We start from the raw sequence: 24131 nt of genomic DNA, 5'->3' as shown, positions 1-24131 counted from the left end.
TTTCTGATGTACCGTCAGATGCATGCCTTCTCCACAGCGCAAGGTCGCCGTCGTCGGCATATCCCTCTCGGACTGCGGCCGCGTCGACGGCCCCACTCCCTACACCCTGCACGCCCAGGCCGCGCGGCGCGCGCTCGCCGACTCCGGCCTCGACCGGTCCGTCGTCGACGGCCTGTGCTCGGCCGGCCTCGGCACGCTGGCCCCGATCGACGTCGCGGAGTACCTGGGCCTGCGCCCGAGCTGGGTGGACTCCACCGCGGTCGGCGGCGCGACCTGGGAGGTCATGGCCGCGCACGCGGCCGACGCGATCGCCGCGGGGCACGCGAACGCGGTCCTCCTCGTGTACGGATCGACCGCCCGCGCCGACATCAGGGCCGGACGCCGGACCTCCAGCCTCTCCTTCGGGGCGCGCGGCCCGCTGCAGTTCGAGGTGCCGTACGGGCACACGCTGGTCGCCAAGTACGCGATGGCCGCCCGCCGCCACATGCACCAGTACGGCACGACCCTGGAACAGCTCGCCGAGGTTGCGGTCCAGGCCCGTGCGAACGCCGCCGCGAACCCGGACGCCATGTTCCGCGACCCGATCACCGTGGACGACGTGCTGGGCGGACCGATGATCGCGGACCCGTTCACCAAGCTGCACTGCTGCATCCGCAGCGACGGAGGCTGCGCGGTGCTGCTGGCCGCGGAGGAGTACGTACCGGACACGGCGAAGGCGCCGGTGTGGGTCCTCGGTACCGGCGAGCACGTCTCGCACACCACGATGTCGGAGTGGGACGACTTCACCGTCTCGCCGGCAGCGGTCAGCGGCCGGCTCGCCTTCGCACGCGCCGGGGTGCGGCCCGACGAGATCGACATCACCGAGATCTACGACGCCTTCACGTACATGACGCTGGTGACGCTGGAGGACCTGGGCTTCTGCGCGAAGGGCGAAGGCGGCGCGTTCGTGGAGAAGGGCCGGCTGCTGCGGAACGGAGAGCTGCCGGTGAACACCGACGGCGGCGGTCTCTCGGCCTGCCACCCGGGGATGCGGGGTCTGTTCCTGCTGGTGGAGGCGGTGCGCCAGCTGCGCGGCGAGGCCGGGGCCCACCAGGTCCGCGACGCGGGGGGCGCGGTGCCCCGGCTGGCGGTGGCGTCGGGGACGGGGGGCTGGTTCTGTTCGTCGGGGACGGTGGTGCTGGGGCGGGAGTGACATGGACGGTGGTGCCCTGGGGCGGGAGTGACATGCCCGACCCGTGGGCCCGGCCCACGCCCGGAGTGACGTGACCGACCCGTGGACCCGGCCCACGCCGTGGGAGCGTTGAATGAGGCCCATGAGCCCCATGAGCGACGACGAGACCGCCCGCCAGGAGACGTTCCGGGCGCTGCTGCACGCCCAGCGCGTGTGGGACCTGCCGTCCCTGCCCTCCTTCGACCCGGACACGGCACCGGACACACCGCTGGCACTGTTCCACCGCTGGTTCGCCGAGGCCGTCGCGGCCGGGCAGTGCGAACCGCACACGATGACGCTCGCGACCGTGGACGACGCGGGCCGCCCCGACCTGCGGACGCTGATGCTGCACGACGCCGACGTGCGCGGCTGGCACTTCGCCTCGCACGCCACGAGCGCCAAGGGCCGGCAGCTGGCCGCCCGCCCCGAGGCGGCGCTCGGCTTCTACTGGCCCGCGCAGGCCCGCCAGATCAGGGTGCGCGGCACGGTCACCGCGGGCACGGCGACGGAGGGCCGGGCCGACCTGCACGCCCGCTCGACGGGGGCGCTCGCCGCCGCGCTCACCGGCCGCCAGAGCGAGGTGCTGTCCTCGCGGGACGAGCTCGCTCGGGCGTCGGAGGCCGCGTGGGCACGGGCCGAGGCGGAGCCGGACGCGCCCGTGCCGACCTGGACGCTGTACGTGCTCCGGCCGCGCGAGGTCGAGTTCTTCCAGGGGGACGCCCGGCGCAGGCACGTACGGCTGCGCTACCGGCGCACCGAGGACGGCTGGGAGCGGGAGCTGCTCTGGCCGTGACCCGCACGCCGGAACGTCACGCCGGAACGTCACACCTGAGCCTCACGCCGGACGGAAGACCGGGACCGTGACACCGTCCTGCCCCGTACGGAACGCCACGACCAGCCGCATGCCGACGGCGAGGTCCGCAGCCGCGCACGCCACGACCTCGGTCATCATCCGCGGGCCTTCGGCGAGTTCCACCACGGCGGCGGTGTACGGGACGCGGTCACCGAACGGCGGCAGGTCGTTGCGGTGGACGACGGACCACGTGTGGAGCACGGCCCGACCGCTCGCCCGCTCCCAGACGACGTTCTCGCTCCAGCAGTGCGGGCAGAACTCACGCGGGTAGTGGTGCGCCCGGCCGCAGTCGTCGCAGCGGCGGATCAGCAGGGCGCCGGCCGCCGCCGCGTCCCAGAAGGGGCGGGTGAAGTCGTCGACTTCGGGCGTGGCGGTCACGGGAAGAGTCCGATCGCGCGGTCGAGGGACCAGGTCTGCCAGGACATGGCGAAGAGGGCGACGACGGAGACGAGCGCCATCATGGCGTTCTGCCCCTGCTCCGCCCAGTCGTGGATCATCAGCACGAGATACAGCAGGTTGAGCAGCAGCCCCCCGACGAGGGCGACGGGGGTGAGCAGGCCGCCGATCAGGCCGAGACCGAGGGCGAGTTCGGCGTACACGACGATGTACGCCATCAGCCTGGGGCGCGGGGCGACGACCTTGTCGAAGCCGGTGCGCACCGCCTGCCAGCGGTGCTCCCGCGCGATGCCGGCCGCCCAGGCGATGCCGGTGCCGCGCTCGAACCAGCCCTTTTTGTCCTTGTGTCGCCAGCTCTCCAGCCACCACAGGCCGAGACCGATGCGCAGGACGGCTGCCCATTCGGCGCCGGTGAGCCAGATGGTCCGCATGGCCGACCCCTCTCCCCGAAGCGGAACCTGACGGTACGTCAGTTGAGCCGATTCGAGCGCTGGGCGCAAGACCTTCACAGCCGTGACCCATTCGCAACCGAACGAGGTCTTGACCGAGACCCATCAATAAAACGGAAGATTTACGCTCACCGTTCATGGCCGACGAAACAGGCAGGATCAAGGGCATCGACCGCACGGAGGACCGGCCCGTTTACGTCGTCGGCGGCGGCCCCGGCGGGCTCGCCGCCGCGGCCGCGCTGCGCAGGCGGGGCGTACGGGCCGTGGTGCTGGAGAAGTCCGGCTCCGTGGGCGCCTCCTGGCGCGGCCACTACGACCGGCTGCGCCTGCACACCACCCGCGCCCTGTCCGGACTTCCGGGCCTTTCGATGCCGCGCTCGTTCGGGCGCTGGGTCGCGCGCGACGACGTGATCCGCTACCTGGAGACGTACGCCGAGCACCACGAGCTGGACGTCGTCACGGGCGTCGAGGCGCACCGCGTGGAGCGGGCGGGGGCGGACTGGCTGGTGCGGGCGAGCGGCGGCCGTGAACTGACCGGCCGCGCGGTGGTGCTGGCCACCGGCTACAACCACACGCCGTACGTGCCGGCCTGGCCGGGCCTTGAGGGATACGGCGACGAGCTGCACCACGCCTCGCGCTACCGCAACGCCGCGCCCTACGCGGGCAAGGACGTCCTCGTCGTGGGCGCGGGCAACACCGGCGCGGAGATCGCGGTCGACCTCGCGGCGGGCGGCGCGGCGCGCGTCCGCCTCGCGGTCCGCACGGTCCCGCACATCCTGCCCCGCTCCGTGGCCGGCTGGCCCGCCCAGCGCACGGCCGTCCTGGCGCGCCGCCTGCCGGCGTGGCTGACGGACCCCGCGACCACGCTGCTGTGCCGGCTGGCCCTGCCCGACCTCTCCGAGCGCGGCCTGCCGCGCCCGGACACCGGCCTGCAGGCGCGGGCGAGGGCCGGCGCGACGCCGGTCCTCGACATGGGGCTGATCGACGCGGTGCGTTCGGGCCGGGTCGAGGTGGTCGCGGCGGTGGAGTCGTTCGACGACCGGAAGGTGGTATTGACGGACGGCACCCGGCTGGCCCCGGACGCGGTGATCGCGGCGACGGGCTACCGCCGGGGCCTGGAGGGCCTGGTCGGCCACCTCGGCGTCCTGGACGCCACCGGCCGCCCGTCGGCACGCGGTGGACGCTGCCCGGCGGGGGCGCCAGGCCTGTACTTCACCGGTTTCACGAACCCGATCAGCGGGATGCTGCGGGAGCTGTCGAAGGACGCGAACCGGATAGCGCGAGCGGTTGCCCGCGCGACGCCCGGCTGACGCCCCGGGGGGCGTTGCGCCCCCGTGCCCCTTGCCCGGGGGTGCTTACGCTCCCGGGGGGTGCCCCTGCCCGGGGGTGAGTGCGGGGGCCGGGGCCGCCACCCGCCGAAGGCGGGGCCTCGGGCCGGTCGACGGCCCCACCCCGGTGCCGCGGGGCCGGCCGCGTCCTGAACGCGGGCATCACGGCCCGCCACCCGCCGCAGGCGGGACCTCGGGCCGTCGACGGCCCGACCGCACGATGCCCGGCCGCGGCCGAGGGCACCGGGAGGGTCGCCTGGGGATCGGGACTCATTGCGTGCGGGCGGTTCCTGACGCTTCGTCAGTTGGGTAAACTGACTGAGCGTCAGATATGGGCCAGTCGGCCCGCACCGTCGAGCGGGAGCGGGGACCAGCGATGCTCGGATCAACTCACGGCACCCTCACCTCCGACCTCCGCGCGCGCGTCGTCGCCTGCGGTGAGCAGACCGGGGACGCCGTCCACGAAACCGCCGCCGTCGCCGTCGCGGCGGGCGAGACCGACGTCAGCGGACAGCCGTTGTACGCGCCCGTCCCCGACCTCGACCGGTTCTTCCGGCCCGCCTCCGTCGCCGTCGTCGGCGCCTCCGACAGCGACGGCCGCCCAGGCGCCGGCATCACCCGGCAGCTCGTCGCCTGGGCCGAGCACGTCGGGGCACGGCTGCACCCCGTCCACCCGTCGCGCCCGTCCGTCTACGGGCGCGCTTGCGTGCGGTCCGTACGGGAGCTGGCGGCTCCGGTCGACCTGGCCGTCCTCCTGGTCTCCGACCCGCTGCCTGTGATCGAGGAGTTGGCCGAGGCCGAGGTGCGGTTTGCCGTGGCCTTCGCGTCCGGCTACGCCGAGACCGGCCCCGAAGGCGCGGCCGCCCAGGCGCGCCTCGCCGAGGCCGCCGAGCGGGCCGGCGTACGGCTCCTCGGGCCCAACACCAACCTCAACGCCTTCGAGCGCTTCCGCGACGACCTCCAGGGCCCGGCCGTCGCGCTGATCACCCAGTCCGGGCACCAGGGCAGGCCCGTGTTCGCCCTCCAGGAACTCGGCGTACGCCTCTCGCACTGGGCGCCCACCGGGAACGAGGCGGACCTGGAGAGCGCGGACTTCCTCTCCTACTTCGCCGAGCAGCCGGAGGTCGGGGCCATCGCGTGCTACCTGGAGGGGCTGAAGGACGGGCGTTCCTTCCTGCTCGCCGCCGACCGGGCCGCACGCCGCAAGGTGCCGGTCGTCGCGGTCAAGGTCGGCCGCACCGAGACGGGCGCGCGGACGGCCGCCTCGCACACCGGCAAGCTCACCGGGACGGACGCGGTGGTGGACGCGGCGATGCGCCAGTACGGCGTGATCCGGGTCGACGGACTCGACGAACTCCAGGACACCGCCGCCCTGCTGGCGCGGGCCCGCACCCCGGTCGCCGACGGGGTCGCCGTGTACGCGATATCCGGCGGCACGGGCGCGCACTTCGCGGATCTCGCGACCGCCGCCGGGCTGCGCATCCCACGGCTCTCCGAGGCCCGGCAGGCCGAGCTGCACCAGTGGATACCGCCGTATCTGAACGTGGCGAACCCGGTCGACAACGGCGGTCACCCGGTCGGTGACGAACGGGGCCGGAAGATCATCGACGCGATCCTCGCCGACCCCGCGATCGGCGTGCTGATCTGTCCGATCACCGGCCCGTTCCCGCCGATGAGCGACCGGCTCGCGCAGGACCTGGTGGACGCCGCGGAGACCACGGACAAGCTGGTGTGCGTGGTGTGGGGTTCGCCGGTCGGCACGGAGCCGGCGTACCGGTCGACGCTGCTCGGGTCCTCGCGCGTGGCGACGTTCCGCACGTTCGCCAACTGCATCACGGCCGTACGGGCCCACCTGGCGCACCACCGCTTCACCGCCGGGTACGTCTCGCCGTTCGACGAGGCGCCGCGCACCCCGTCCCCGTCCTTCCGCAAGGCGCAGGCACTGATGCGGCCGGGCGAGCAGCTGAGCGAGCACGCGGCCAAGCAGCTGCTGCGGGCGTACGGCATCCGGGTGCCGCGCGAGCAGCTGGTGACGAGCGCGGCCGCGGCGGTGCGGGCGGCGGGTCTGGTCGGCTACCCGGTCGTGATGAAGGCGTCCGCGCCGCGCCTCGCGCACAAGACCGAGCTGGGCCTGGTCAGGATCGGGCTCACCTCGGCGAGCCAGGTGCGCGACGCGTACCGCGAGCTGACCGACATCGCCCGCTACGAGGACATCGACCTCGACGGGATCCTGGTGTGCCAGATGGTCGAGCGGGGCGTGGAGATGGTCGTCGGCGTCACCCAGGACGCGCTGTTCGGCCCCACGGTGACGGCGGGGCTGGGGGGCGTGCTGGTGGAGGTGCTGAACGACGTGGCCGTACGCGTCCCTCCGTTCGGCGAGGACCAGGCGCGGGCGATGCTCGCCGAACTGCGCGGCCGGGCGCTCCTGGACGGCGTGCGAGGCGGCCCGCCGGTGGACGTGGACGCGCTGGTGGAGGTGGTGCTGCGGGTACAGCGGATGGCGCTCGAACTGGGCGGGGTGCTGTCCGAGCTGGACATCAACCCGCTGATGGTCCTGCCCCGGGGCCAGGGCGCGGTGGCGCTGGACGCGCTGGCGGTGTGCCGGTGACGCCGGACGTGCTGCACGCGTGCCAGGGCGGCGTCTCGTGGATCACACTGAACCGGCCCGAAGTGATGAACGCGGTGACGTGGGAGCAGCGGGAGCGGATCATCGGCCTGCTCGGCTCGGCGTCCGAGGACCCGGCCGTGCGGGCCGTGGTGCTGACCGCCACGGGGCGGGGCTTCTGCGCGGGTGCGGACCTGCGGGCCTCCCCCACCGCGGGCGACCGGCTGCCGGGTGACGTGGCCCGGATGATCCGGCTGGGCGCCCAGCGGCTGATCGGGGCCGTACTGGACTGCGAGAAGCCGGTGATCGCGGCGGTGAACGGCGCGGCGGCGGGCATCGGCGCGCATCTGGCGTTCGCGTGCGACCTGGTGCTGGCGGCTGAGGACGCGCGGTTCACCGAGGTGTTCGTCCGGCGGGGGCTGGTGCCCGACGGCGGCGGGGCGTACCTCCTCCCCCGCCTGATCGGCCCGCAGCGCACGAAGGAGCTGATGTTCTTCGGCGACGCGCTGCCGGCGCACGACGCGGAGCGTCTCGGCCTGGTGAACCGGGTGGTCCCGGCGGACGCCCTGGAGGAGACCGCCCGCACCTGGGCGAACCGCCTGGCGGCGGGCCCGACGCGGGCGCTGGCCCTGACGAAGCAGTTGGTGAACGCGTCCCTGGACACGGACCGGGCGACGTCGTTCGCGGCGGAGGCGGCGGCGCAGGAGCTGACCATGACGACGCGGGATGCAGCGGAGGGCGTGGCGGCCTTCCGGGAGCGGCGGAGGCCGCGGTTCGAGGGGCGATGAGAAAGTGCACCGGCAGAGCGGTTCGCTAAGGACGACAACAGGTACGGGTCAGCGTGATCCACCTCGGGCGTCTGCACTGAGCGGCCGCCGTTCCGGCGGTGTGCCCAAACGCATGGAGCGGGATGGGCACACCGAGTCGGCCGACGCGCTCACGTCGGCTGATGGTGCAGCACCCTTCACACCTGACGGATAGTCAGATTCAATGACGGCATGATGGGACACGCCGCCATGGCCGCCACCGCCGTCCGCTACCTCCGGTCCGTCGGGGCCGGGACCGACTCGCCCGGGGCGTACGCGGCGACGCCGCGGCCGCGGTTGCGGGCCGTCGGTCAGGACGAGCGGGCGGGTGTCGACCGCCGTGAATTCCGGCGGGTGCTCGGGCACTTCGCGAGCGGCGTCACCGTCGTCACGGCGCACGACGAGGACGGGCCCGCCGGGTTCGCCTGCCAGTCCTTCGCCTCGCTCTCGCTCGACCCGCCGCTCGTCGTCTTCATGGTCGGGCGCACCTCCACGACCTGGCCGCGCATCGCCCGCGCCGGGGTCTTCTGCGTCAACGTCCTCGCCGACGACCAGGAGGCGCTGTGCCGGGGCTTCGCGGTGAGCGGCGCCGACAAGTTCGCGGGTGTCGGGTACGGCCCGGCTCCGGTCACCGGGTCGCCGCTGCTGGACGGCGTGGCCGCGTGGATCGACTGCACGGTCCAGGCCGTCCACACCGGCGGGGACCACCTCATCGTGGTGGGCCGGGTCGAGGCGCTGGACGCCCGGGACGACGCCGCCCCGCTGCTGTTCCACCGGGGGCGGTTCGGGCGGCTCGACGTCTGAATCCCGCCGGCGCCCGGGCGGGCCGCGCCGGATGCCGGGGCGCTGCGCGAGCGCGACGACGCCGGGCTCGTCCCCACGGGGCACGCCGGGTGTTGCGCGCCTACGGCCCCGACGGACGCATCCTCGGCGGCACGCTCGTCGAGGTCCGCCGCCGCTGAGCGGATGCCGTCACCAGGCCGGGCGCGGATCGCGCCGCTCGGGCGGGGTCTGCTCCGGCAGCGGCCGGCCCGCGTCCGTGCGCAGCAGGAGTCCGGGGTCCGGCGGGAACTCGTCGGTCGGCGGGGCGGGTTGGTGGAAGCGGCGCGTTCGCGGCAGGGGTATCTCCGCAAGCCTGCCGTCCTGCATCATCCACAGGCCGAAGCAGTCGTCGTCCTCGTCGTGGATCAGCACCTGGACGCTCTCCGGATACGGCCAGGGCAGCGACTCCAGGTGCCTCAGCAGCCCGGACCGGGGCCGCACCCTCCCGAACTCCATGGCCCAGGCGTGGCCGAGCAGCGGCCCGCCTGAGTCGAGGCGGACCTGGGTGAAGCAGCCGCGCCATGTGCGGGCCGGGTCCGAGCCGTCGTCGTCGCGGGTCAGGGGCTCCATCACCTCGTCCGCGTACAGGGCGAGCACGAGGACCTCGGCGTATCTGCTCATGCGCGGATTATCACGCGGGCACCGGGCCCGCGGCGACAGGATTCCTACCCGGCCGCCGGCGCGACCTTCGGCAGCGGCTTGCGGCGGATGACGAGGGCCATCAGCGCGGCCGCCGCGCACAGCGCCCCCGAGGCGTACCAGACCACGTCGTACGAGCCGAACACGTCGCGCGCCACACCCCCGGCGAACGCCACCGCCGCCGCGCCCACCTGGTGGGAGGCGAGGACCCAGCCGAAGACGATCGCGCTGTCCTCACCGTAGTGCTCGCGGCACAGGGCGATGGTCGGCGGGACCGTGGCCACCCAGTCCAGGCCGTAGAAGACGATGAAGAAGATCATCGGCGGGTGCACGGACGGCGCCAGCAGCATCGGCAGGAACAGGAGCGAGACACCGCGCAGCGCGTAGTAGACGGCGAGCAGCCGGCGCGCCTCGAAGCGGTCCGTGAACCAGCCGGAGGCGATGGTGCCGACGACGTCGAAGACGCCGATGACGGCCAGCAGCGAAGCGGCCGCCGTGATCGGCATGCCGTGGTCGTGGGCGGCGGGCACAAAGTGGGTCTTGACCAGGCCGTTCGTCGAGGCGCCGCAGATCGCGAAGGTGCCGGCGAGCAGCCAGAACGGACCGGTGCGCGCCGCCCTGAACAGGACGGTGAGCGCGCGGCGGGCCGCGCCCGGCATGGGGTCGGGCTTGGGTGTGAAGCCCTCGGCGCCGTACGCCGCGAGGCCCACGTCGGCCGGGTGGTCCCGCAGCAGCAGCCAGACGAACGGGACGACGGCGAGCGCAGCGAGCGCGACCGTGACCGCGGCGGGCCGCCAGCCGTGGTGCTCCACCAGCCAGGACAGCAGGGGCAGGAAGACCAGCTGCCCGGACGCGCCCGCCGCGGTGAGGATGCCGGTGACCAGGCCGCGGCGCCGCACGAACCAGCGGTTGGTGACCGTCGCGGCGAAGGCGAGCGCCATCGAGCCGGAGCCGAGGCCGACGAGGACGCCCCAGTACAGGACCAGCTGCCACGGCTCGGTCATCCACACCGTGAGGACGGAGCCCGCCGCGATCACGGAGAGGGCGACCGCGACGACCCGGCGGATGCCGAACCGGTCCATCAGCGCCGCGGCGAACGGCGCGGTGAGCCCGTACAGCGCGAGGTTCACCGAGACGGCGAACCCGATCGTGCCGCGCGACCAGTGGAACTCGCTGTGGAGCGGCTCGATCAGCAGTCCCGGGAGGGACGCGAAGGCGGCGGCGCCGATGATCGTCACGAAGGTGACGGCGGCGACGAACCACGCGCGGTGGACACGAGGAGCACGGCGAAGGGGCTGCTGGGAGCCGGTGTGCGGGGCGGTTGTCTGGGTCACGTCACACAGCATCCGGGTTCGTACGCCGCACAACGAGTGGCCCGAGGGACAGCATTCACTAGGATCGGGCCATGACCGAGGTGAGAAGGCATCGGGTGGTGGTCCTGGCGCTGACCGGGCTGCTCCCCTTCGAGCTGGGCATTCCGCACCGCATCTTCGGCCGCGCCAAGGACGACGAGGGCCGCTTCCTGTACGAGATCCTCACCTGCGGTCTCACCGCCGGCCCGGTCCGGACCGACGCCGACTTCGCGGTGACCGTCGAACACGGACCCGAGGTGCTGGCCACCGCCGACACGGTCGTGATCCCCGCCTCGTACGAAATCGGGCCCGTCTACGAGGAGGGACGCCTCACCAACGAGCTGGCCGCGGCCCTCGCGTACATCCGGCCCGGCACGCGCCTGGTCTCGATCTGCACCGGCGGCTACGTCCTCGCCGCGGGCGGGTACCTCGACGGCCGGCCTGCCACCACGCACTGGATGTCGGCCGAGCACTTCCAGCGGCTGTTCCCTGCCGTACGGGTCGACGCGGACGTCCTGTTCATCGACGACGGGGACGTGCTCACCTCGGCGGGCGTCGCGGCCGGGGTCGACCTGTGCCTGCACATCGTGCGCCGCGACCACGGCACGGCCGTCGCCAACGAGGTCGCGCGCCGCACGGTGGTGCCGCCGCACCGGGACGGCGGCCAGGCCCAGTTCATCCACCGCCCCCTTCCCGAGCCGCAGATGGCGACCACGACCTCGGCCCGCGCCTGGGCGCTCGCCCGCCTCCACGAGCCGATCCAGCTGCGCGACATGGCCGAGCAGGAGGCGATGTCCGTACGCACCTTCACGCGGCGCTTCCGCGAGGAGGTCGGCGTCAGCCCCGGCCAGTGGATCACCCAGCAGCGCGTGGAACGGGCCCGGCACCTGCTGGAGTCCACGGACCTGTCGGTGGACCAGGTGGCGCGGGACGCGGGCTTCGGTACGGCCCAGTCGATGCGCCAGCACCTGCAGTCGGCGCTGGGGGTGCCCCCGACGGTCTACCGCCGGACGTTCCGCGCGGCGGGCGGGAGCGGCTGACCGGGTTGTGGGGGGCGCCGGGCTTGGGGCGGAGCCCACGCAGGCGCGCCGCGCCACCGGAGCGTACGCCTCAGAACGTGAGCACCCCGCGTGCCACCCGGCCGTGGTGCGCGTCGTCCGCCGCCTTCGCGAAGTCCTCGACCGGGTAGGTCTCGGTGACCAGTTCGTCGAGCAGCAGCTCGCCCCGCCGGTACAGCTCGGCGTAGAGCGCGATGTCGTGCTGCGGACGCGACGACCCGTAACGGCAGCCGAGGACCGACTTGTCCAGGAACAGCGACGCCGGCAGGAACGTGGCCTCCGCCGTGGGCGAGGTCATACCCAGCAGCACCGCCTGGCCGCGCCGGTCGAGCAGGTCGATCGCCTGCCGGACCAGCGCGGGGCTCCCGACGCACTCGAAGACGTGGTCGGCGCCGGTCGGCAGGACCTCCCGTACGGCGCCGGCGGAGGTGAGGAAGTCCGTCGCGCCGAACCGCCGCGCCATGGCCTCCTTCGCCGGGTTGGCGTCGACCGCGACGATCGCCGACGCGCCCGCGATCCGGGCGCCCTGGACGACGTTGAGCCCGATGCCGCCGGTGCCGATCACCACGACACTCTCGCCGCGACCGGTCCCGGCCCGGTTCAGCACGGCGCCGACGCCGGTGAGGACCGCGCAGCCGATGAGCGCGGCGGAGGCGAGGGGGATGTCGGCGGGGATTCGCACTGCCTGCACGGCCCTGACGATCGTGCGCTCGGCGAAAGCGGACGTGGCGGCGAACTGGAACACCGGGGCGCCGCCACGTGAGAACGGCCGGCCGGGGCGGCCGATCGCGCGCCGGCACATGGTCGGGCGGCCCCGGTCGCAGTCGGCGCAGGTCCCGCAGTTGGCAAGGGTGGACAGGCAGACGTGATCGCCCGGCGCGACATGGCCGACACCGGGTCCGACCGCCTCGACGATCCCCGCACCCTCGTGGCCGAGGACGACCGGGGACGGGAAGGGGATCGTCCCGTCGACCACCGACAGGTCGCTGTGGCACAGCCCGGCGGCGGCGATCGCGACAAGGACCTCGCCGGGACCGGGCTCGCGTGTCTCCAGGTCGTCGACGACCTGTGCCTGCATGCCGTCGAACACCACGCCTCTCATGGCCTCGGCTCCTTGGGCAGGCCGAGCACGCGCTCGGCGATGAGGGTGCGCTCGGTCTCGTCCGAGCCGCCGCCGTGGACGGTGTCGGCCCGGCCGACGGGGAACAGGCGCGGATGGTCGCGGAGTTCGTACGTGCCCGGGGCCCGCGGTGGCCGCCGCGGATGCGCCCGCGGCCGGCTCCGGGCCGCGTCCCGGAAGGCGGGGCTGCTGCCGACGTCGATGTCCATGAGGTTGCTCCTGTCAGTGACTCGGGCCTTTCCCACCCGCCCACCCCTTCTGCCGGAGGGGTAGGGCGTCCCCACGCCCCGCCTGGGCGAGCGTGCCCGACGGCCCCGCCGGGCGTTACGGCGGCGGCTGCCCGCGCGCCGCAGGCCGCAAGCGCAGAAGCCGCCGGACATGCATCACCGCTCCCCGACCGGCGCGCCACGGCCCGGCACATCGAGCCACCGGTGCTGCACGCCGCAAGCCTGCGCCGCGCCCACGCTGCCCCTGCGCGCGGACGGCCACCGCACCCATCCGCGCGCAGGCCCGCGCACGCGAGTTGTGGACCATACGCCGCAGGGCCGCGCCCGGTCCGCCGGGTCACGCGTTCGGGCGGGTGCCCTGGGCCGCCGCCGCGGACATGGCGGCGACGTGCGACAGCAGCGGCATCGGGTCCGTGCCCACCGTGCCGGGGAGCGTGCGGGCGATCCGTTCCGGGGTCCAGGCGCCGCCCTCCGCGTACGCCGCGCGGAGTTCTCTCGGCTGGGCCCAGACCGCGATCTTGGGGCCCGCCACCGTGTACACCTGGCCCGTGATGCCCTCCGTGCGCGCGGCGTCGGAGAGCAGGTAGACCACGAGCGCCGCCACGTCCTCCGGGTCGCCGATCTCGGTGAGCTCCACGGGGACGTTCGCCGACATGCGGGTGCGGGCGACGGGGGCGACCGCGTTGGCCGTGACGCCGTACTTGTGGAGGCCGAGCGCCGCGCTGCGGACCAGCGAGATGACGCCGCCCTTCGCCGCCGCGTAGTTGGCCTGCGACACCGACCCCTGGTGATTGCCGCTGGTGAAGCCGATCAGCGTGCCCGAGCCGCGCCGCCGCATCACCGCGGACGCCGCCCGGAACACGGTGAACGTGCCCTTGAGGTGGGTGGCGACGACCGGGTCCCACTCCTCCTCGGTCATGTTGAACAGCATCCGCTCCCGCAGGATCCCTGCCACGCACACCACTCCGTCGAGCCGCCCGTACCGCGCCAGCGCGACGTCGACGACCCGCTGCCCGCCGGCCATCGTGGAAATGTCGTCGGCGACCGCGACCGCGTCGCCGCCGGCCGCCTCGATCTCCTTGACGACGTCGGCCGCGATCTCGCTCCTCGGTTCGCCGCCCGCGACGGAGACGCCGTAGTCGTTGACGACGACGCTCGCGCCCTCGGCCGCGGCGGCTCGGGCGACGGCGCGGCCGATGCCGCGTCCCGCGCCGGTCACGGCGACCACCTTGCCTGCCAAGAAGTTCCCCACGACGGCCCCTTCCCGCACAATCTGACGGACCGTTAGATTCTTGGCCGTCGGACTGCCGAGCACAAGCCCCAGGAGGCGCCATGTCCCTGCCGGCCGAGTTCCACGAGATCGCGAAGCGCGTCAACAACTGGGGGCGATGGGGGGCCGACGACGAGATCGGCACACTGAACCTGATCACTCCGGCCGCCGTGCGGGACGGCGTCGCCACCGTCACGCAGGGACTGCGCATCCCACTCGCGCTCCCGCTCCGGCAGGACGGCGTCCAGACCGGCGTCATCCCGGGGCGGGTCAACCCGCTGCACACCATGGTGCAGATCAACCAGGAGCTCTTCGGCCCCGGCACGGTCGCCACCAGCGACGACGTGGTGACGATGGGGCTGCAGTGCGCGACGCACTGGGACGCGCTGCCCCACGTCTCGCACTCGGGCGTGCTCTACAACGGCCGTCCCGCCGCCTCCGTCACCGCCCACGGCGGCGCCGGCTTCAGCGGCATCGGCACGGTCCCGCCGGTCGTCGCACGGGGCGTCCTGCTGGACGTCGCCCGCGCGAAGGGCGTGGACGGACTGCCGGGCGACCACGCGGTGACGCCCGAGGACCTGGACGAGGCCGCCGAGTTCGGCGGTGTCACCGTCCGGTCCGGTGACGTCGTCCTCGTACGGACGGGCCAGATGCGACACCTGCTGAACGGGGACCGGCGCGGCTACGGCTACCCCTCGCCCGGCCTGTCCGTCCGCACACCCGAGTGGTTCCACGCGAGAGACGTCGCGGCTGTCGCGAGCGACACGCTCACCTTCGAGATCTTCCCGCCGGAGATCAAGAACCTGTGGCTGCCCGTGCATGCGCTCCACCTCGTGGAGATGGGCATGCTCCAGGGCCAGAACTGGGACCTGGAGGAGCTGTCCGCGGCCTGCGCGGAGCAGGGGCGTCACGCCTTCCTGCTGTGCGCCGTGCCGGAGCCGTTCGTCGGCGGCACGGGCGCGCCCGTAGCCCCGGTGGCGGTCCTCTGACCGTCCTCTGGCCGGCGGGGTCGGGAGGCCACGCGCCGTCGGCCGTCAGGAAGCGACGCGCCGTCGGCCTTGCAGGAAGCGCCCTCAAGCCCCGTGCGCCGTCGCGCGCAGCGTGCCGTACGACTCGATCCCGTACGTCGCCTCGTGCACCCGCGGCACCGCGGGCGGCACTTCCCGCACGGGACCGGGACAACGGTCCACCTCGCACCAGATGGACTTGCCGGTGCCCTCCGCGCGCCAGCCCCAGCGATCCGCGAGCCCGTCGACGAGTTCGAGCCCGCGGCCGTTCGTGTCCTCGCCCTCCGCGTGCCGGCGCCGGGGCGGGCAGGCGCTGCTGTCGGCGACCTCGACCCGTACGGTCCCGACGTCCGCCTGGTCCCCGCCGAACAGTATCCGCAGCACGGCCGGACAGCCGGTGTGCACCACGGCGTTGGTGACGAGTTCGGAGATCAGCAGGATCAACGTCTCGGCCAGCGGCTCGTCGTCGCGCACCCCCGACCCCAGCAGGCGCGACCGTGCCCATCTGCGCGCCCGTCCCACCTCCGCCGGATCGGGCCCGACTTCCAACTGCACCTGAAGCACCTGCACCGCTCACACCATCCGAACCGGCGGACACATCGCCTTGCGCCTCATAGCCATCACGGAACGTGATTTCCTTGCAGGACAGCATGGTTGACGTACAGTCACCGCAACAAGCGCTTCGGGCATATTCCAGCGCGAAGAAGTACCCATGGTGCATACTGTGCGACGCACCTCACGGGGAGTCGAACACAGGCTCGCAATCCGCACACGCACCGGCCGATCAGCGCGCATCGGCAGACCCGGCTCGGCCGGACCGGCCGGACCGTGACGCCTCGTCCTCGCAGCGACTCGCATCTCATGGAGCGTACCGGAGCGGCACGACGACTCCGGGCCGTGACGAGTCGTCGGAAGGACACAACCCGATATCGACGCACGGTGACTCTTCATGGTGCTGAGGCCAATGCCCGTGCCTGCGTCTCCTCCGCCTCCGCCGCCGTGAGCCACGTCCCGGCCCGCAACCAGGCGCGCTTGAGGTGGAGATGGACGTCGGCCTCCCAGGTGAAGCCCATCCCGCCGAACACCTGGAGACAGTCCCGGGCCCCCCGCACGGCCGCCTCGTCGGCGAGGAGTTTGGCCCCGGCGGTCTCCACGGGGTCCGCGGTGACGGCCGCGGCGTAGACGGCGCAGCGGGCGAGTTCCGTGCGGACGAGCATGCCGGCGCACAGGTGCGCCACGGCCTGGAAGGAGCCGATGGGCCGGCCGAACTGGGTGCGTTCGCGGGCGTATCGCGCGGCCATCTCCGTCGTCCGGGCCGCCGACCCCAGCTGCTCGGCGGCGGTGAGCAGCACGGCGACGCGATCGGGCGGCCCGGCGCGACCGCCGGTGTCCCGGTGCAGGGGAGTGAGCGGGTCGAGGGACCGTACGGGCACGGGGTCGCCGAGTTCCCCGAGCACGGCGTCGGCGGCGTCCAGCCAGGGGACGAGCGCCCCGTCGGACGCGGTGACGACCGTCTCGCCGGTGGCCGCGCCGGGGACACGGCCCGCCGCGAGGTGCGTGGCGACCAGCGGCCCCGGCAGCAGAACCCGGCCGGCCTCCTCGAAGGCGAGCACCGCCTCCGGGAGGCCGAGACCTGCCCCGCCCGCCGCCTCCGCAAGCCGCAGGGAGAAGAATCCGGCGCTCCCCAGCTCCCGCCACAGCCCGCGGTCGAGCCGGGGCTCCGCCACGGCGGCGCGCAGCGTCTCGCGCCCGAAACGGGCGGACAACAGGGCACGTACGCCCGCCCGCAGGGCCCGCTGGTCGTCGGTGAGCCGGAAGTCCATCAGCGCCCCTTCGGCAGGCCGAGTATCCGCTCGGCGACGATGTTCCGCTGGATCTGCGAGGTGCCGGCGGCGATCGTGTACGACAGGGAGGAGAGCCGGTCGCGCGTCCAGTCGTGGCCGAGGTCGAGCGCGTCGGGGCCGAGGACGTCGGCAGCCGCGTCGTACAGCTCCTGACGGGCGTGCGAGTAGCGAAGCTTGAAGACGGAGCCACCGGTGCCGGGGACGCCGCCGGTGGCGGACGCCTCGCTCACGTTCCACTGGACGAGCCGCCACAGCGCGGTGAATTCGGCGTGCAGCCTGCCGAGCCTGCGGCGCAGCACGGCGTCGTCCCAGCGGCCGTTGTCGCGAGCCGCGCGGGCCAGTCGGGTCAGGGTGCGGCGGCAGGCGACGACCTCTCCGGCGAAGGCGGTGCCGCGTTCGAAGAACAGCGTGACCATGGTGACCCGCCAGCCGTCGTTCTCCTCGCCCACGCGGTTGGCCGCCGGCACCCGTACCTCGTCGAGGAACACCTCGGCGAACTCGGCCGGCCCGGCCAGTGTGCGCAGCGGCCGCACGGTGATGCCGGGAGCGTCCATGGGCATCGCGAGCCAGGTGATGCCGCGGTGTCCGGAGGTGTCGGGGCCGGTGCGGACGAGGAGTTCGCACCAGTCGGCGACCTCTGCGTGCGAGGTCCAGATCTTGGAACCGGTCACGACGTAGTCGTCGCCGTCGCGGACGGCGCGGGTGCGCAGCGAGGCGAGGTCGGAGCCGGCGTCCGGTTCACTGAAGCCCTGGCACCAGATCTCGTCGCCACGCAGGATCGGTGTCAGCCAGCGGTCCTGCTGCTGGGGGGTGCCCTCGGCGGCGATGGTGGGTCCGGCGTGGAGCAGTCCGACGAAGTTGGCGCCGACGTAGGGGGCGCCGGCGCGTTCCGTCTCCTCCAGGAAGACGAGCCGCAGGGCCGGCGGGGCGTTCGTGTGCACGTCCCCGTACCCGGCGTCGTACAACGCCCGCTGCCAGGCGGTGTCGTACGCGCGCCGGGCCGGCCAGTCCTCCGGCGGCGGTTCGGAGGGGAGTTCGGGAAGGGCGACGTCGAGCCAGGCACGCAGCCGGGCCCGGAACTGCTCCTCCTCGGCCGTGCTGCCCAGGTCCATCAGACCAGGTCCAGTCCGAGCATGCGGATCGCGTTGCCCCGCATGAGCTTGTACACCGTCTCGTCGTCGAGGTCCTCGACGTGGTCGAGCGCGACCTCCTTGGTGTGCGGGAAGGTCGAGTCGACGTGCGGGTAGTCGGTCTCGAAGGTGGCGTTGTCGCGGCCGACGGTGTCGAGGGAGGCGATGCCGTGCTTGTCGCGGAAGAAGCAGCAGAAGATCTGCCGGTAGTAGTAGGTGGAGGGCGGTTCGGGGATCAGGTCGCGTACGCCGCCCCAGGCCCGGTGCTCCTCCCACACGTCGTCGGCCCGTTCGAGCGCGTACGGGATCCAGCCCATCTGTCCCTCGCTGTAGGCGAGCGTGAGCCGGGGGAACCGCACGAGGACGCCGCTGAAGAGGAAGTCCGTCATCGAGGCCATGGCGTTGTTGAAGCTGAGCGACGCCTGGACGGCGGGCGGGGCGTCCGGGGAGGCGGCGGGCATCTGGGAGCTGGACCCGATGTGCATGTTGACGACCGTGCCGGTGTCCTGGCAGGCGGCGAAGAAGGGGTCCCAGTAGCCGGAGTGGATCGACGGGAGCCCGAGATGGGTCGGGATCTCGGAAAAGGTCACCGCCCGCACGCCCCGCGCCGCGTTCCGCTCGATCTCGGCCACCGCGAGGCGGACGTCCCACAGCGGGACGAGGCACAGCGGTATGAGCCGGCCGCCGCTGTCGCCGCACCATTCCTCGACCATCCAGTCGTTGTAGGCGCGCACGCAGGCGAGGGCGACCTCCTTGTCGTGGGCCTCGGCGAAGGTCTGTCCGCAGAAGCGGGGGAAGGTGGGGAAGCACAGGGACGCCTCGACATGGTTGAGGTCCATGTCCTTGAGCCGTTCCTTCGGGTCCCAGCAGCCGGGGCGCATCTCGGCGCGGGTGATCCCCTCCAGGGTCATGTCGTCGCGGTCGAAGCCGACGGCGGCGATGTTGCGCTTGTACGGGAACTTCAGGTCCTCGTAGATCCACCAGTCGGCCGGCGGCCCGTCCGGGTCCATGGTGATGCGGTACTTGCCGCCCACGTAGGCGAGCTCGCCGATGCCCGCGGTCAGCGGCTTCGGGCCGCGGTCGCGGTACATGGCCGGCAGCCAGGTCTCGAAGAGGTGCGCGGGCTCGATCACGTGGTCGTCGACGCTCACGATCCGGGGCAGTTCCTGTTCCACCGGGGCCTCCGCTGCTGCATTTTTCTGACGAGTCGTCAGCTTTTTTTTCAGGCTAGTCCCGGACCCCTGGACCGACAAGGCGCACGGACCTATTCTCTGACGGCGCGTCAGCTCTGGAGGGGGCCCCATGAATGAGACCGCACACGCACTCGGCGCGGCACGGACCCTGTGGGAGCTCGTCGACCGGCGCGCCGCGCTCACCCCGGACCGCCCCGTGCTCCTCCAGGAGGAGCGCACGCTCACCTTCGGCGGGCTGCGCGAGCGCGCCGAACGAGCGGCGGCCGGGCTGTACGCCATGGGCGTGCGCCCCGGCACCGTCGTCGCCTGGCAGCTGCCCACCCGCATCGAGACCGTGCTGCTGACCGTCGCCCTCGCCCGGCTCGGCGCCGTGCAGTCTCCCGTCATCCCCTTCTACCGCGACCGCGAGACCGGCTTCGCGCTGCGCGAGTCCAAGGCGGAGTTCTTCGCCGTGCCCGGCGAGTGGCGGGGCTTCGACCACACCGCGATGGCCGGACGGCTCGGGGCGCGCGGCGTCTTCGAGGCGTACGGAACCCTGCCCGACGGCGACCCGGCGGTACTGCCCGAGCCGCCCTCGTCGGGCAGCGACGTGCGCTGGATCTACTGGACCTCCGGCACCACGTCCGACCCCAAGGGCGTCCTGCATACGGACCGTTCCCTGATCGCGGGCGGCTCCTGCCTCGCCCACGCGCTGCGCCTCACCGCCGACGACGTCGGTTCGATCGCGTTCCCCTTCGCCCACATCGGCGGCCCCGACTACCTCGTGATGCTGCTGCTGTACGGGTTCCCGGCGGTCCTCTTCGAGCGGTTCGCGCTGCCCGATGCGCTGGCCGAGTACCGCAGACACGGCGTCACGACGGCCGGCGGCTCCACCGCGTTCTACGCGATGTTCCTCGCCGAACAGCGCAAACGACCTGGCGAGAGGCTCATCCCGACCCTGCGGCTGCTCGCGGGCGGCGGCGCACCCAAGCCGCCGGAGCTCTACCACGCCGTCGTCCGCGAACTGGGCTGCGAGCTCACCCACGGCTACGGCATGACCGAGGTCCCGATGATCACCATGAACGCGCCCGACGACACCCCGGAGAACCTCGCCCACACCGAGGGCCGCCCGCCCGCCGGGATGGAGATCCGCATCGTCGACGGCGAGATCCGCCTGCGCGGCGAGGCGGTCTGCCAGGGCTACCTGGGCACCGCGGAGAGCCCGTTCGACTCCGAGGGCTTCCTGAGAACGGGCGACCTCGGCCGGCTCACCGACAGCGGCCACCTGGTGCTCACGGGCCGCGCCAAGGACGTGATCATCCGCAAGGGCGAGAACATCTCGGCCCAGGAGATCGAGGACCTGCTGCACACGCACCCGGCGGTGGGCGACGCGGCGGTGATCGGCCTGCCCGACGCGGAACGCGGCGAACGCGTCTGCGCGGTGGTGGAACGGACCCCTGGCACACCCGCCCCCACGCTCGGCGAACTCCGCGCCCACCTGCGGACATCGGGCCTGGCGGTGCACAAACTGCCGGAGCAGGTGGAGGTGGTGGACGCACTGCCGCGCAACGAGACGCTGCGGAAGGTGCTCAAGTACAGGCTGAGGGAGCGGTACGGGTGAGGGGGCGTCCGGGAACGGGCGCCGTCTCGTCCCTGACCGTGGACGAGACGGCGGCCGCAGGCCGCGGCAAAAGCGAAGGCCCCCGGCGTCATAGGCGGCATCCGGAGGCCTCGTTCGTCAGCTCAGGGGATCGCCAGGAGCCCCTGAACAAGGACACAGTCCACTGCTGTCGTGGCCACTTCCGTGATGGACAGAGCCACCTTTCGACCTTTGCTCATATCATTCCCCTTCCGTTCGTCGTGACGTGTGAACATCTGGAGACTCTTCAAGCGTTCGACCAATGAACCGAAAGACCACGGCGAGGACCAGAGGGAGCACTACTCCCAGCTCCTGGCGCAGCCTGAACTGACGACGCTTTTAGAGTAGCGATGTCAAGCGGCCCAGGGGGCACAAACCCCTGAGTGCTTGGCGCAAGGGCCGGGCTGTGCACTATCCGCACAAGATCCCCCTTCTACGCCTTCAGCGCGGCGACCTCTCGCACTCGGCCTGCCATCGCGCGCACTGCCCGTGATTTTGCGTGCGGAGCCAGCCGCTTGCGCATCGTGGCGAAGTGGTCGTCTCCGCGGGCTGACGACACGTGCTCGTACTCGCCGAGGAACCGGGTCCAGGACTCGCATGCAGCGTCCAGGTTCCCGTGTTCGAACTGGCGCTGAGCCAGCACAGCGTAGGCGTGCACGCGCCCCTGCCGCTCCTGGGCCGGCTGGACCTTGATGGACTGCTTCATCGCCCTGATGCTGGCGGGCAGGTCGCGCTCTTCGTACAGGACGTGCGAGACGTGGAGCAGGTAGGCGGTCTGGTCGTACCCGCCGATCGCGTCCCGCCTGTTGTCCGCCTTCGACAGGGCGGCTTCGGCCTCACGCAGTCGCATGTGGGCCTGCTGCCGGTCTCCGACCATGGACGCCGCATGCGCCTGCTGGCCGCGCAGGAAGGCCACCAGGCGAGGCCTGGCGGACGGGGCGGCCTCAGCTGCGGAGTCAGCCAGTTCGAGACTCTTCCGCCCGTGTCCCAAGTTCGTGGCCTGGAGCGACATGCCGCGCAGTGTGCGGCAGTAGGTCACGTGATCCTGGGCCTCTCGCGCCAGCTGCAGCGCCTTGACGTAGTACGTCTGTCCGAGTCCGTGCGCCTTCTCGTACATCGCCATCCAGCCGGTGAGGTACGTGAGGTCGGAGGCGGCCGCGAGCATGCCGGCGTGGACCTGTTCGGTGGCCTGCGCTCTGAGCCAGGGGCCGACGGTGTTGACGAGGAACGCCGCTGCCAGAGGCCGGGCGTGCCCGGCGCCGAACTCATCAAGAATGTCCGCGATGCGGTCTGTCATGAACCGCACCGATTCAACCTGCGAGGTGCCGATCCTGGTCGTCGCTTTGCCAGGAGCAACCGGTTCGCTCGCCGCGTGAGCGGACTCGGCGAAAGCCGGGACGGCGAGTGCCGCCGAGAACAGGGTGGCGGCCAGTACGCCGCGACGAGTTGGGTCCATGTCCGCCCTTCCGAGGTCCAACAGCTCCTCGACAGTGTCGGCCTCGGGAGCTCCATTTGTGGACGTCGCGCGTCGAAACCAAGAGGCCCCTGCCCGACGACGTAGCAGTCGAGCGAGTAACCGCGATGACCGGCGCACTGCGAAAGCACCTGACGATCGGCGTCGGCCCCGTGCTCGCCGCCGGTCAACCGCTTGCGCCCATCGCCGAGTGGATCACCGGCATGGAGCGCGGCGGCGTTGCGCTCGCCGACGCCGCCCGGGACGGGCGCCTCACCCTGGGCACACGAAGCATCCTGGCGCGGCACGTCATCTTTCACTGGAACCGCATGGGATTTACTGCACGGCAGCAGGCCATCTGGTCACGCGCAGCTCGGCAGGCTGTCCTCAGCGACTGAACACCGTGATGGGCACTGCTCGGAGGGATGGCCGAGGGCGCCGGTCCGGAAGGCGCGGGGTGGGGCCGCCCGGTGTGCGGGCGGCCTTGGGGGCGACGAGTTACCGGGGCTGCTCGGGGGTGACGTAGTACGCGGCGAACGCCGCCAGGAGCTCCTCCTCGGAGATCCGGTTGTCGCCGTCCGTGTCCAGCGACGCGGCGGCCTGCCGCGCGACCTGCGCGTCCACACCGAGGGCGCGCATCACGCGGGCGGCCGACGCGGGGGTGACACCGGTGCCGTCCTCGTCGGCCACGGCGACGACGGCGTGCAGGAACGGGCGGGCGATCTCGCCGAACCGCTCGGGGTTGTCGCGCAGTCTCTTCACCGCGCTCGTCACGAACTCCTGCCGGCTGACCCGCTGGTCCCCGTCCACGTCGGCGATCCCGGCCATGCCCTGCCAGAACGCCTCGGCGCCGCTGTAGAGCGCCTGTCCCTTGTCGGACCGTGCCGTCACGGAGAATTCGGCGAGGACCGAGGCCGCGGCCTTGCTGAAGTCCTCACGGTCGATGGAGCCGTTGCCGTCCTGATCGAAAGCGGCGAAGCGGGAAGCGATCTTCCGCTCGTACTCTGCGCTGTCCATGGCGGGAGCGTAGAGCCCCGGGCGCTGACGCGTGTACGTACCCGGTGAATTGCACGCCGACGGCATCCGGAAGAAGACCCGGTGACGGGCCGGGGGCGCTCACGCCGACAGAGGCCGCGCCTCGTCGTCCGTCGCCGAAGCCGCGTCCGCGTACACCTCGAACAGGCGGCGCACGCCGAGCGCGCTCAGCACCCTGTTGACGTGCGAGCCCTCCTCCGCGCCCCGCGCGGGCAGTATCAGCCGGAGTCTGCCCCGGCAGGAGCGCATCAGCCGGCGCGCCGCGACGAGCACACCCACGCCGCTGGAGTCGCAGAAGAACACCTCGGAGAGGTCGAGCACCACATCGCGGTCCCCGGCCGCGACCGCGTCGTGCACCCGCTGGCGGACCACGGGCGAGGACACGAGATCGAGCTCGCCGCACACGTGCAGCACGGTCCACGCGCCCTGCCGGGTCTCGGCCACCTTGAGCATCATCACGTACGGACCTCTCGTCGAACCGGCCGGCCGCGAGACCGGAAGCCGTCATTCCACTGGCCACTGCCCTGCCGTCCCTCCCTGAAACGCGACGCACGTCACGCGGAGTTCCGCCCTCCGGTACGCGTTCCCGCGCCGACCAGGCGGGCTCCTGCCATCGCGGGCGGCGCGGGCGGGCGTACTTGCCGCAAAGAAGGGTGCGTACGTCGGAGGGCGCACTACATTCGAATGAGGCACGGGACGTCGAGGGCGACACGGCT

General features: G+C 72.6%; 23 protein-coding genes and 1 pseudogene. 10 read left to right on the top strand and 14 right to left on the bottom strand.

Annotated features, from left to right (window positions below; genetic code table 11):
• Window positions 1–22: 22 nt before the first annotated feature.
• Window positions 23–1192, top strand: coding sequence for a thiolase C-terminal domain-containing protein (locus tag ACLB9X_RS14950; RefSeq protein WP_410360828.1), 1170 nt, complete (start codon window positions 23–25; stop codon window positions 1190–1192).
• 112 nt (window positions 1193–1304) lie between these two features.
• Window positions 1305–2003 (top strand): pyridoxal 5'-phosphate synthase, encoded by a 699-nt coding sequence (locus tag ACLB9X_RS14945; RefSeq protein ID WP_410360827.1) that lies wholly within the window; start codon window positions 1305–1307, stop codon window positions 2001–2003.
• Window positions 2004–2045: 42 nt separating this feature from the next.
• Here ACLB9X_RS14945 and ACLB9X_RS14940 read toward each other — a convergent pair whose 3' ends face one another.
• Together ACLB9X_RS14940 and ACLB9X_RS14935 are read right to left on the bottom strand one after the other, a co-directional pair.
• Entirely contained in the window at window positions 2046–2441 is a 396-nt protein-coding gene (locus ACLB9X_RS14940; protein ID WP_410360826.1) for a Zn-ribbon domain-containing OB-fold protein, read from the bottom strand.
• Window positions 2438–2890 (bottom strand): DoxX family protein, encoded by a 453-nt coding sequence (locus ACLB9X_RS14935; protein WP_410360825.1) that lies wholly within the window; start codon window positions 2888–2890, stop codon window positions 2438–2440. Before ACLB9X_RS14935 ends, ACLB9X_RS14940 begins: the two co-directional genes overlap by 4 nt.
• 155 nt (window positions 2891–3045) lie before the next feature.
• Here ACLB9X_RS14935 and ACLB9X_RS14930 point away from each other — a divergent pair, with 155 nt between their 5' ends.
• The 4 genes from ACLB9X_RS14930 to ACLB9X_RS14915 all read left to right on the top strand — a co-directional run bounded on the left by ACLB9X_RS14930 (window position 3046) and on the right by ACLB9X_RS14915 (window position 8451).
• Window positions 3046–4218 (top strand): flavin-containing monooxygenase, encoded by a 1173-nt coding sequence (locus tag ACLB9X_RS14930; protein ID WP_410360824.1) that lies wholly within the window; start codon window positions 3046–3048, stop codon window positions 4216–4218.
• A 394-nt stretch (window positions 4219–4612) separates the two neighbouring features.
• A complete protein-coding gene (locus tag ACLB9X_RS14925) occupies window positions 4613–6844 on the top strand; it encodes an acetate--CoA ligase family protein (RefSeq protein ID WP_410360823.1) in 2232 nt (743 codons plus the stop codon).
• Window positions 6835–7629, top strand: coding sequence for an enoyl-CoA hydratase/isomerase family protein (locus tag ACLB9X_RS14920; RefSeq protein ID WP_410360822.1), 795 nt, complete (start codon window positions 6835–6837; stop codon window positions 7627–7629). The genes ACLB9X_RS14925 and ACLB9X_RS14920 overlap by 10 nt, the downstream gene beginning before the upstream one ends.
• 228 nt (window positions 7630–7857) lie before the next feature.
• The gene (locus ACLB9X_RS14915; protein ID WP_410360905.1) at window positions 7858–8451 is read left to right on the top strand and encodes a flavin reductase family protein; all 594 of its coding nucleotides are present in this window, start codon (window positions 7858–7860) and stop codon (window positions 8449–8451) included.
• A gap of 168 nt (window positions 8452–8619) precedes the next feature.
• On the opposite strand, the gene ACLB9X_RS14910 is transcribed toward ACLB9X_RS14915, so the two are convergent.
• Both ACLB9X_RS14910 and ACLB9X_RS14905 read right to left on the bottom strand, forming a co-directional pair.
• Window positions 8620–9090 (bottom strand): hypothetical protein, encoded by a 471-nt coding sequence (locus ACLB9X_RS14910; protein WP_410360821.1) that lies wholly within the window; start codon window positions 9088–9090, stop codon window positions 8620–8622.
• A gap of 44 nt (window positions 9091–9134) precedes the next feature.
• Window positions 9135–10454: an MFS transporter gene (locus tag ACLB9X_RS14905; protein ID WP_410360820.1), complete on the bottom strand. Its 1320-nt coding sequence runs from the start codon at window positions 10452–10454 to the stop codon at window positions 9135–9137.
• A gap of 59 nt (window positions 10455–10513) precedes the next feature.
• Between ACLB9X_RS14905 and ACLB9X_RS14900 the strand changes: the two genes are divergently transcribed.
• Window positions 10514–11500, top strand: coding sequence for a GlxA family transcriptional regulator (locus ACLB9X_RS14900; protein WP_410360819.1), 987 nt, complete (start codon window positions 10514–10516; stop codon window positions 11498–11500).
• Window positions 11501–11570: 70 nt separating this feature from the next.
• Here the strand turns inward: ACLB9X_RS14900 and ACLB9X_RS14895 are convergent, their stop codons facing one another.
• The 3 genes from ACLB9X_RS14895 to ACLB9X_RS14885 form a co-directional block, all read right to left on the bottom strand.
• Window positions 11571–12620, bottom strand: a complete 1050-nt coding sequence (locus ACLB9X_RS14895) for a Zn-dependent alcohol dehydrogenase (RefSeq protein WP_410360818.1) — start codon at window positions 12618–12620, stop codon at window positions 11571–11573.
• Window positions 12617–12847 carry a hypothetical protein gene (locus ACLB9X_RS14890; RefSeq protein ID WP_410360817.1) on the bottom strand — a complete coding sequence of 77 codons (231 nt, stop codon included), beginning with the start codon at window positions 12845–12847 and terminating at the stop codon, window positions 12617–12619. Before ACLB9X_RS14890 ends, ACLB9X_RS14895 begins: the two co-directional genes overlap by 4 nt.
• Before the next feature lie 355 nt (window positions 12848–13202).
• Window positions 13203–14117 carry an SDR family oxidoreductase gene (locus ACLB9X_RS14885; RefSeq protein ID WP_410360816.1) on the bottom strand — a complete coding sequence of 305 codons (915 nt, stop codon included), beginning with the start codon at window positions 14115–14117 and terminating at the stop codon, window positions 13203–13205.
• A gap of 80 nt (window positions 14118–14197) precedes the next feature.
• Between ACLB9X_RS14885 and ACLB9X_RS14880 the strand changes: the two genes are divergently transcribed.
• On the top strand, window positions 14198–15124 hold the full coding sequence (locus ACLB9X_RS14880; protein WP_410360815.1) for a cyclase family protein: 927 nt from the start codon (window positions 14198–14200) through the stop codon (window positions 15122–15124).
• 84 nt (window positions 15125–15208) lie between these two features.
• Here the strand turns inward: ACLB9X_RS14880 and ACLB9X_RS14875 are convergent, their stop codons facing one another.
• The 4 genes from ACLB9X_RS14875 to ACLB9X_RS14860 form a co-directional block, all read right to left on the bottom strand.
• Window positions 15209–15712 (bottom strand): ATP-binding protein, encoded by a 504-nt coding sequence (locus ACLB9X_RS14875; RefSeq protein WP_410360814.1) that lies wholly within the window; start codon window positions 15710–15712, stop codon window positions 15209–15211.
• Between the two features lie 377 nt (window positions 15713–16089).
• Entirely contained in the window at window positions 16090–16965 is an 876-nt protein-coding gene (locus tag ACLB9X_RS14870; RefSeq protein WP_410360813.1) for an acyl-CoA dehydrogenase family protein, read from the bottom strand.
• Window positions 16965–18098, bottom strand: coding sequence for an acyl-CoA dehydrogenase family protein (locus ACLB9X_RS14865; protein ID WP_410360812.1), 1134 nt, complete (start codon window positions 18096–18098; stop codon window positions 16965–16967). Before ACLB9X_RS14865 ends, ACLB9X_RS14870 begins: the two co-directional genes overlap by 1 nt.
• Complete coding sequence (locus ACLB9X_RS14860) at window positions 18098–19291, bottom strand: amidohydrolase family protein (protein ID WP_410360811.1); 1194 nt, start codon at window positions 19289–19291, stop codon at window positions 18098–18100. Before ACLB9X_RS14860 ends, ACLB9X_RS14865 begins: the two co-directional genes overlap by 1 nt.
• A 127-nt stretch (window positions 19292–19418) precedes the next feature.
• On the opposite strand from ACLB9X_RS14860, the gene ACLB9X_RS14855 reads away from it, so the two are divergent.
• Entirely contained in the window at window positions 19419–20909 is a 1491-nt protein-coding gene (locus ACLB9X_RS14855; protein WP_410360810.1) for a class I adenylate-forming enzyme family protein, read from the top strand.
• Between the two features lie 451 nt (window positions 20910–21360).
• Here the strand turns inward: ACLB9X_RS14855 and ACLB9X_RS14850 are convergent.
• Window positions 21361–22434 (bottom strand): annotated as a pseudogene (locus ACLB9X_RS14850) (hypothetical protein); the annotation flags it as partial.
• 74 nt (window positions 22435–22508) lie between these two features.
• Between ACLB9X_RS14850 and ACLB9X_RS14845 the strand changes: the two are divergent.
• Entirely contained in the window at window positions 22509–22778 is a 270-nt protein-coding gene (locus ACLB9X_RS14845; protein ID WP_410360809.1) for a hypothetical protein, read from the top strand.
• Window positions 22779–22878: 100 nt separating this feature from the next.
• On the opposite strand, the gene ACLB9X_RS14840 is transcribed toward ACLB9X_RS14845, so the two are convergent.
• Window positions 22879–23397 (bottom strand): EF-hand domain-containing protein, encoded by a 519-nt coding sequence (locus ACLB9X_RS14840; protein WP_410360808.1) that lies wholly within the window; start codon window positions 23395–23397, stop codon window positions 22879–22881.
• 99 nt (window positions 23398–23496) lie between these two features.
• Complete coding sequence (locus ACLB9X_RS14835) at window positions 23497–23871, bottom strand: STAS domain-containing protein (RefSeq protein WP_410360807.1); 375 nt, start codon at window positions 23869–23871, stop codon at window positions 23497–23499.
• Between the last annotated feature and the right edge of the window lie 260 nt (window positions 23872–24131).

It is taken from the genome of Streptomyces sp. 5K101 (assembly GCF_046506645.1).
In the GTDB taxonomy this organism is placed as follows: Bacteria; Actinomycetota; Actinomycetes; order Streptomycetales; family Streptomycetaceae; genus Streptomyces.
The sequence above is the reverse complement of the archived record's forward strand: the minus strand, read 5'-3'. Positions and strand labels throughout refer to the sequence as shown.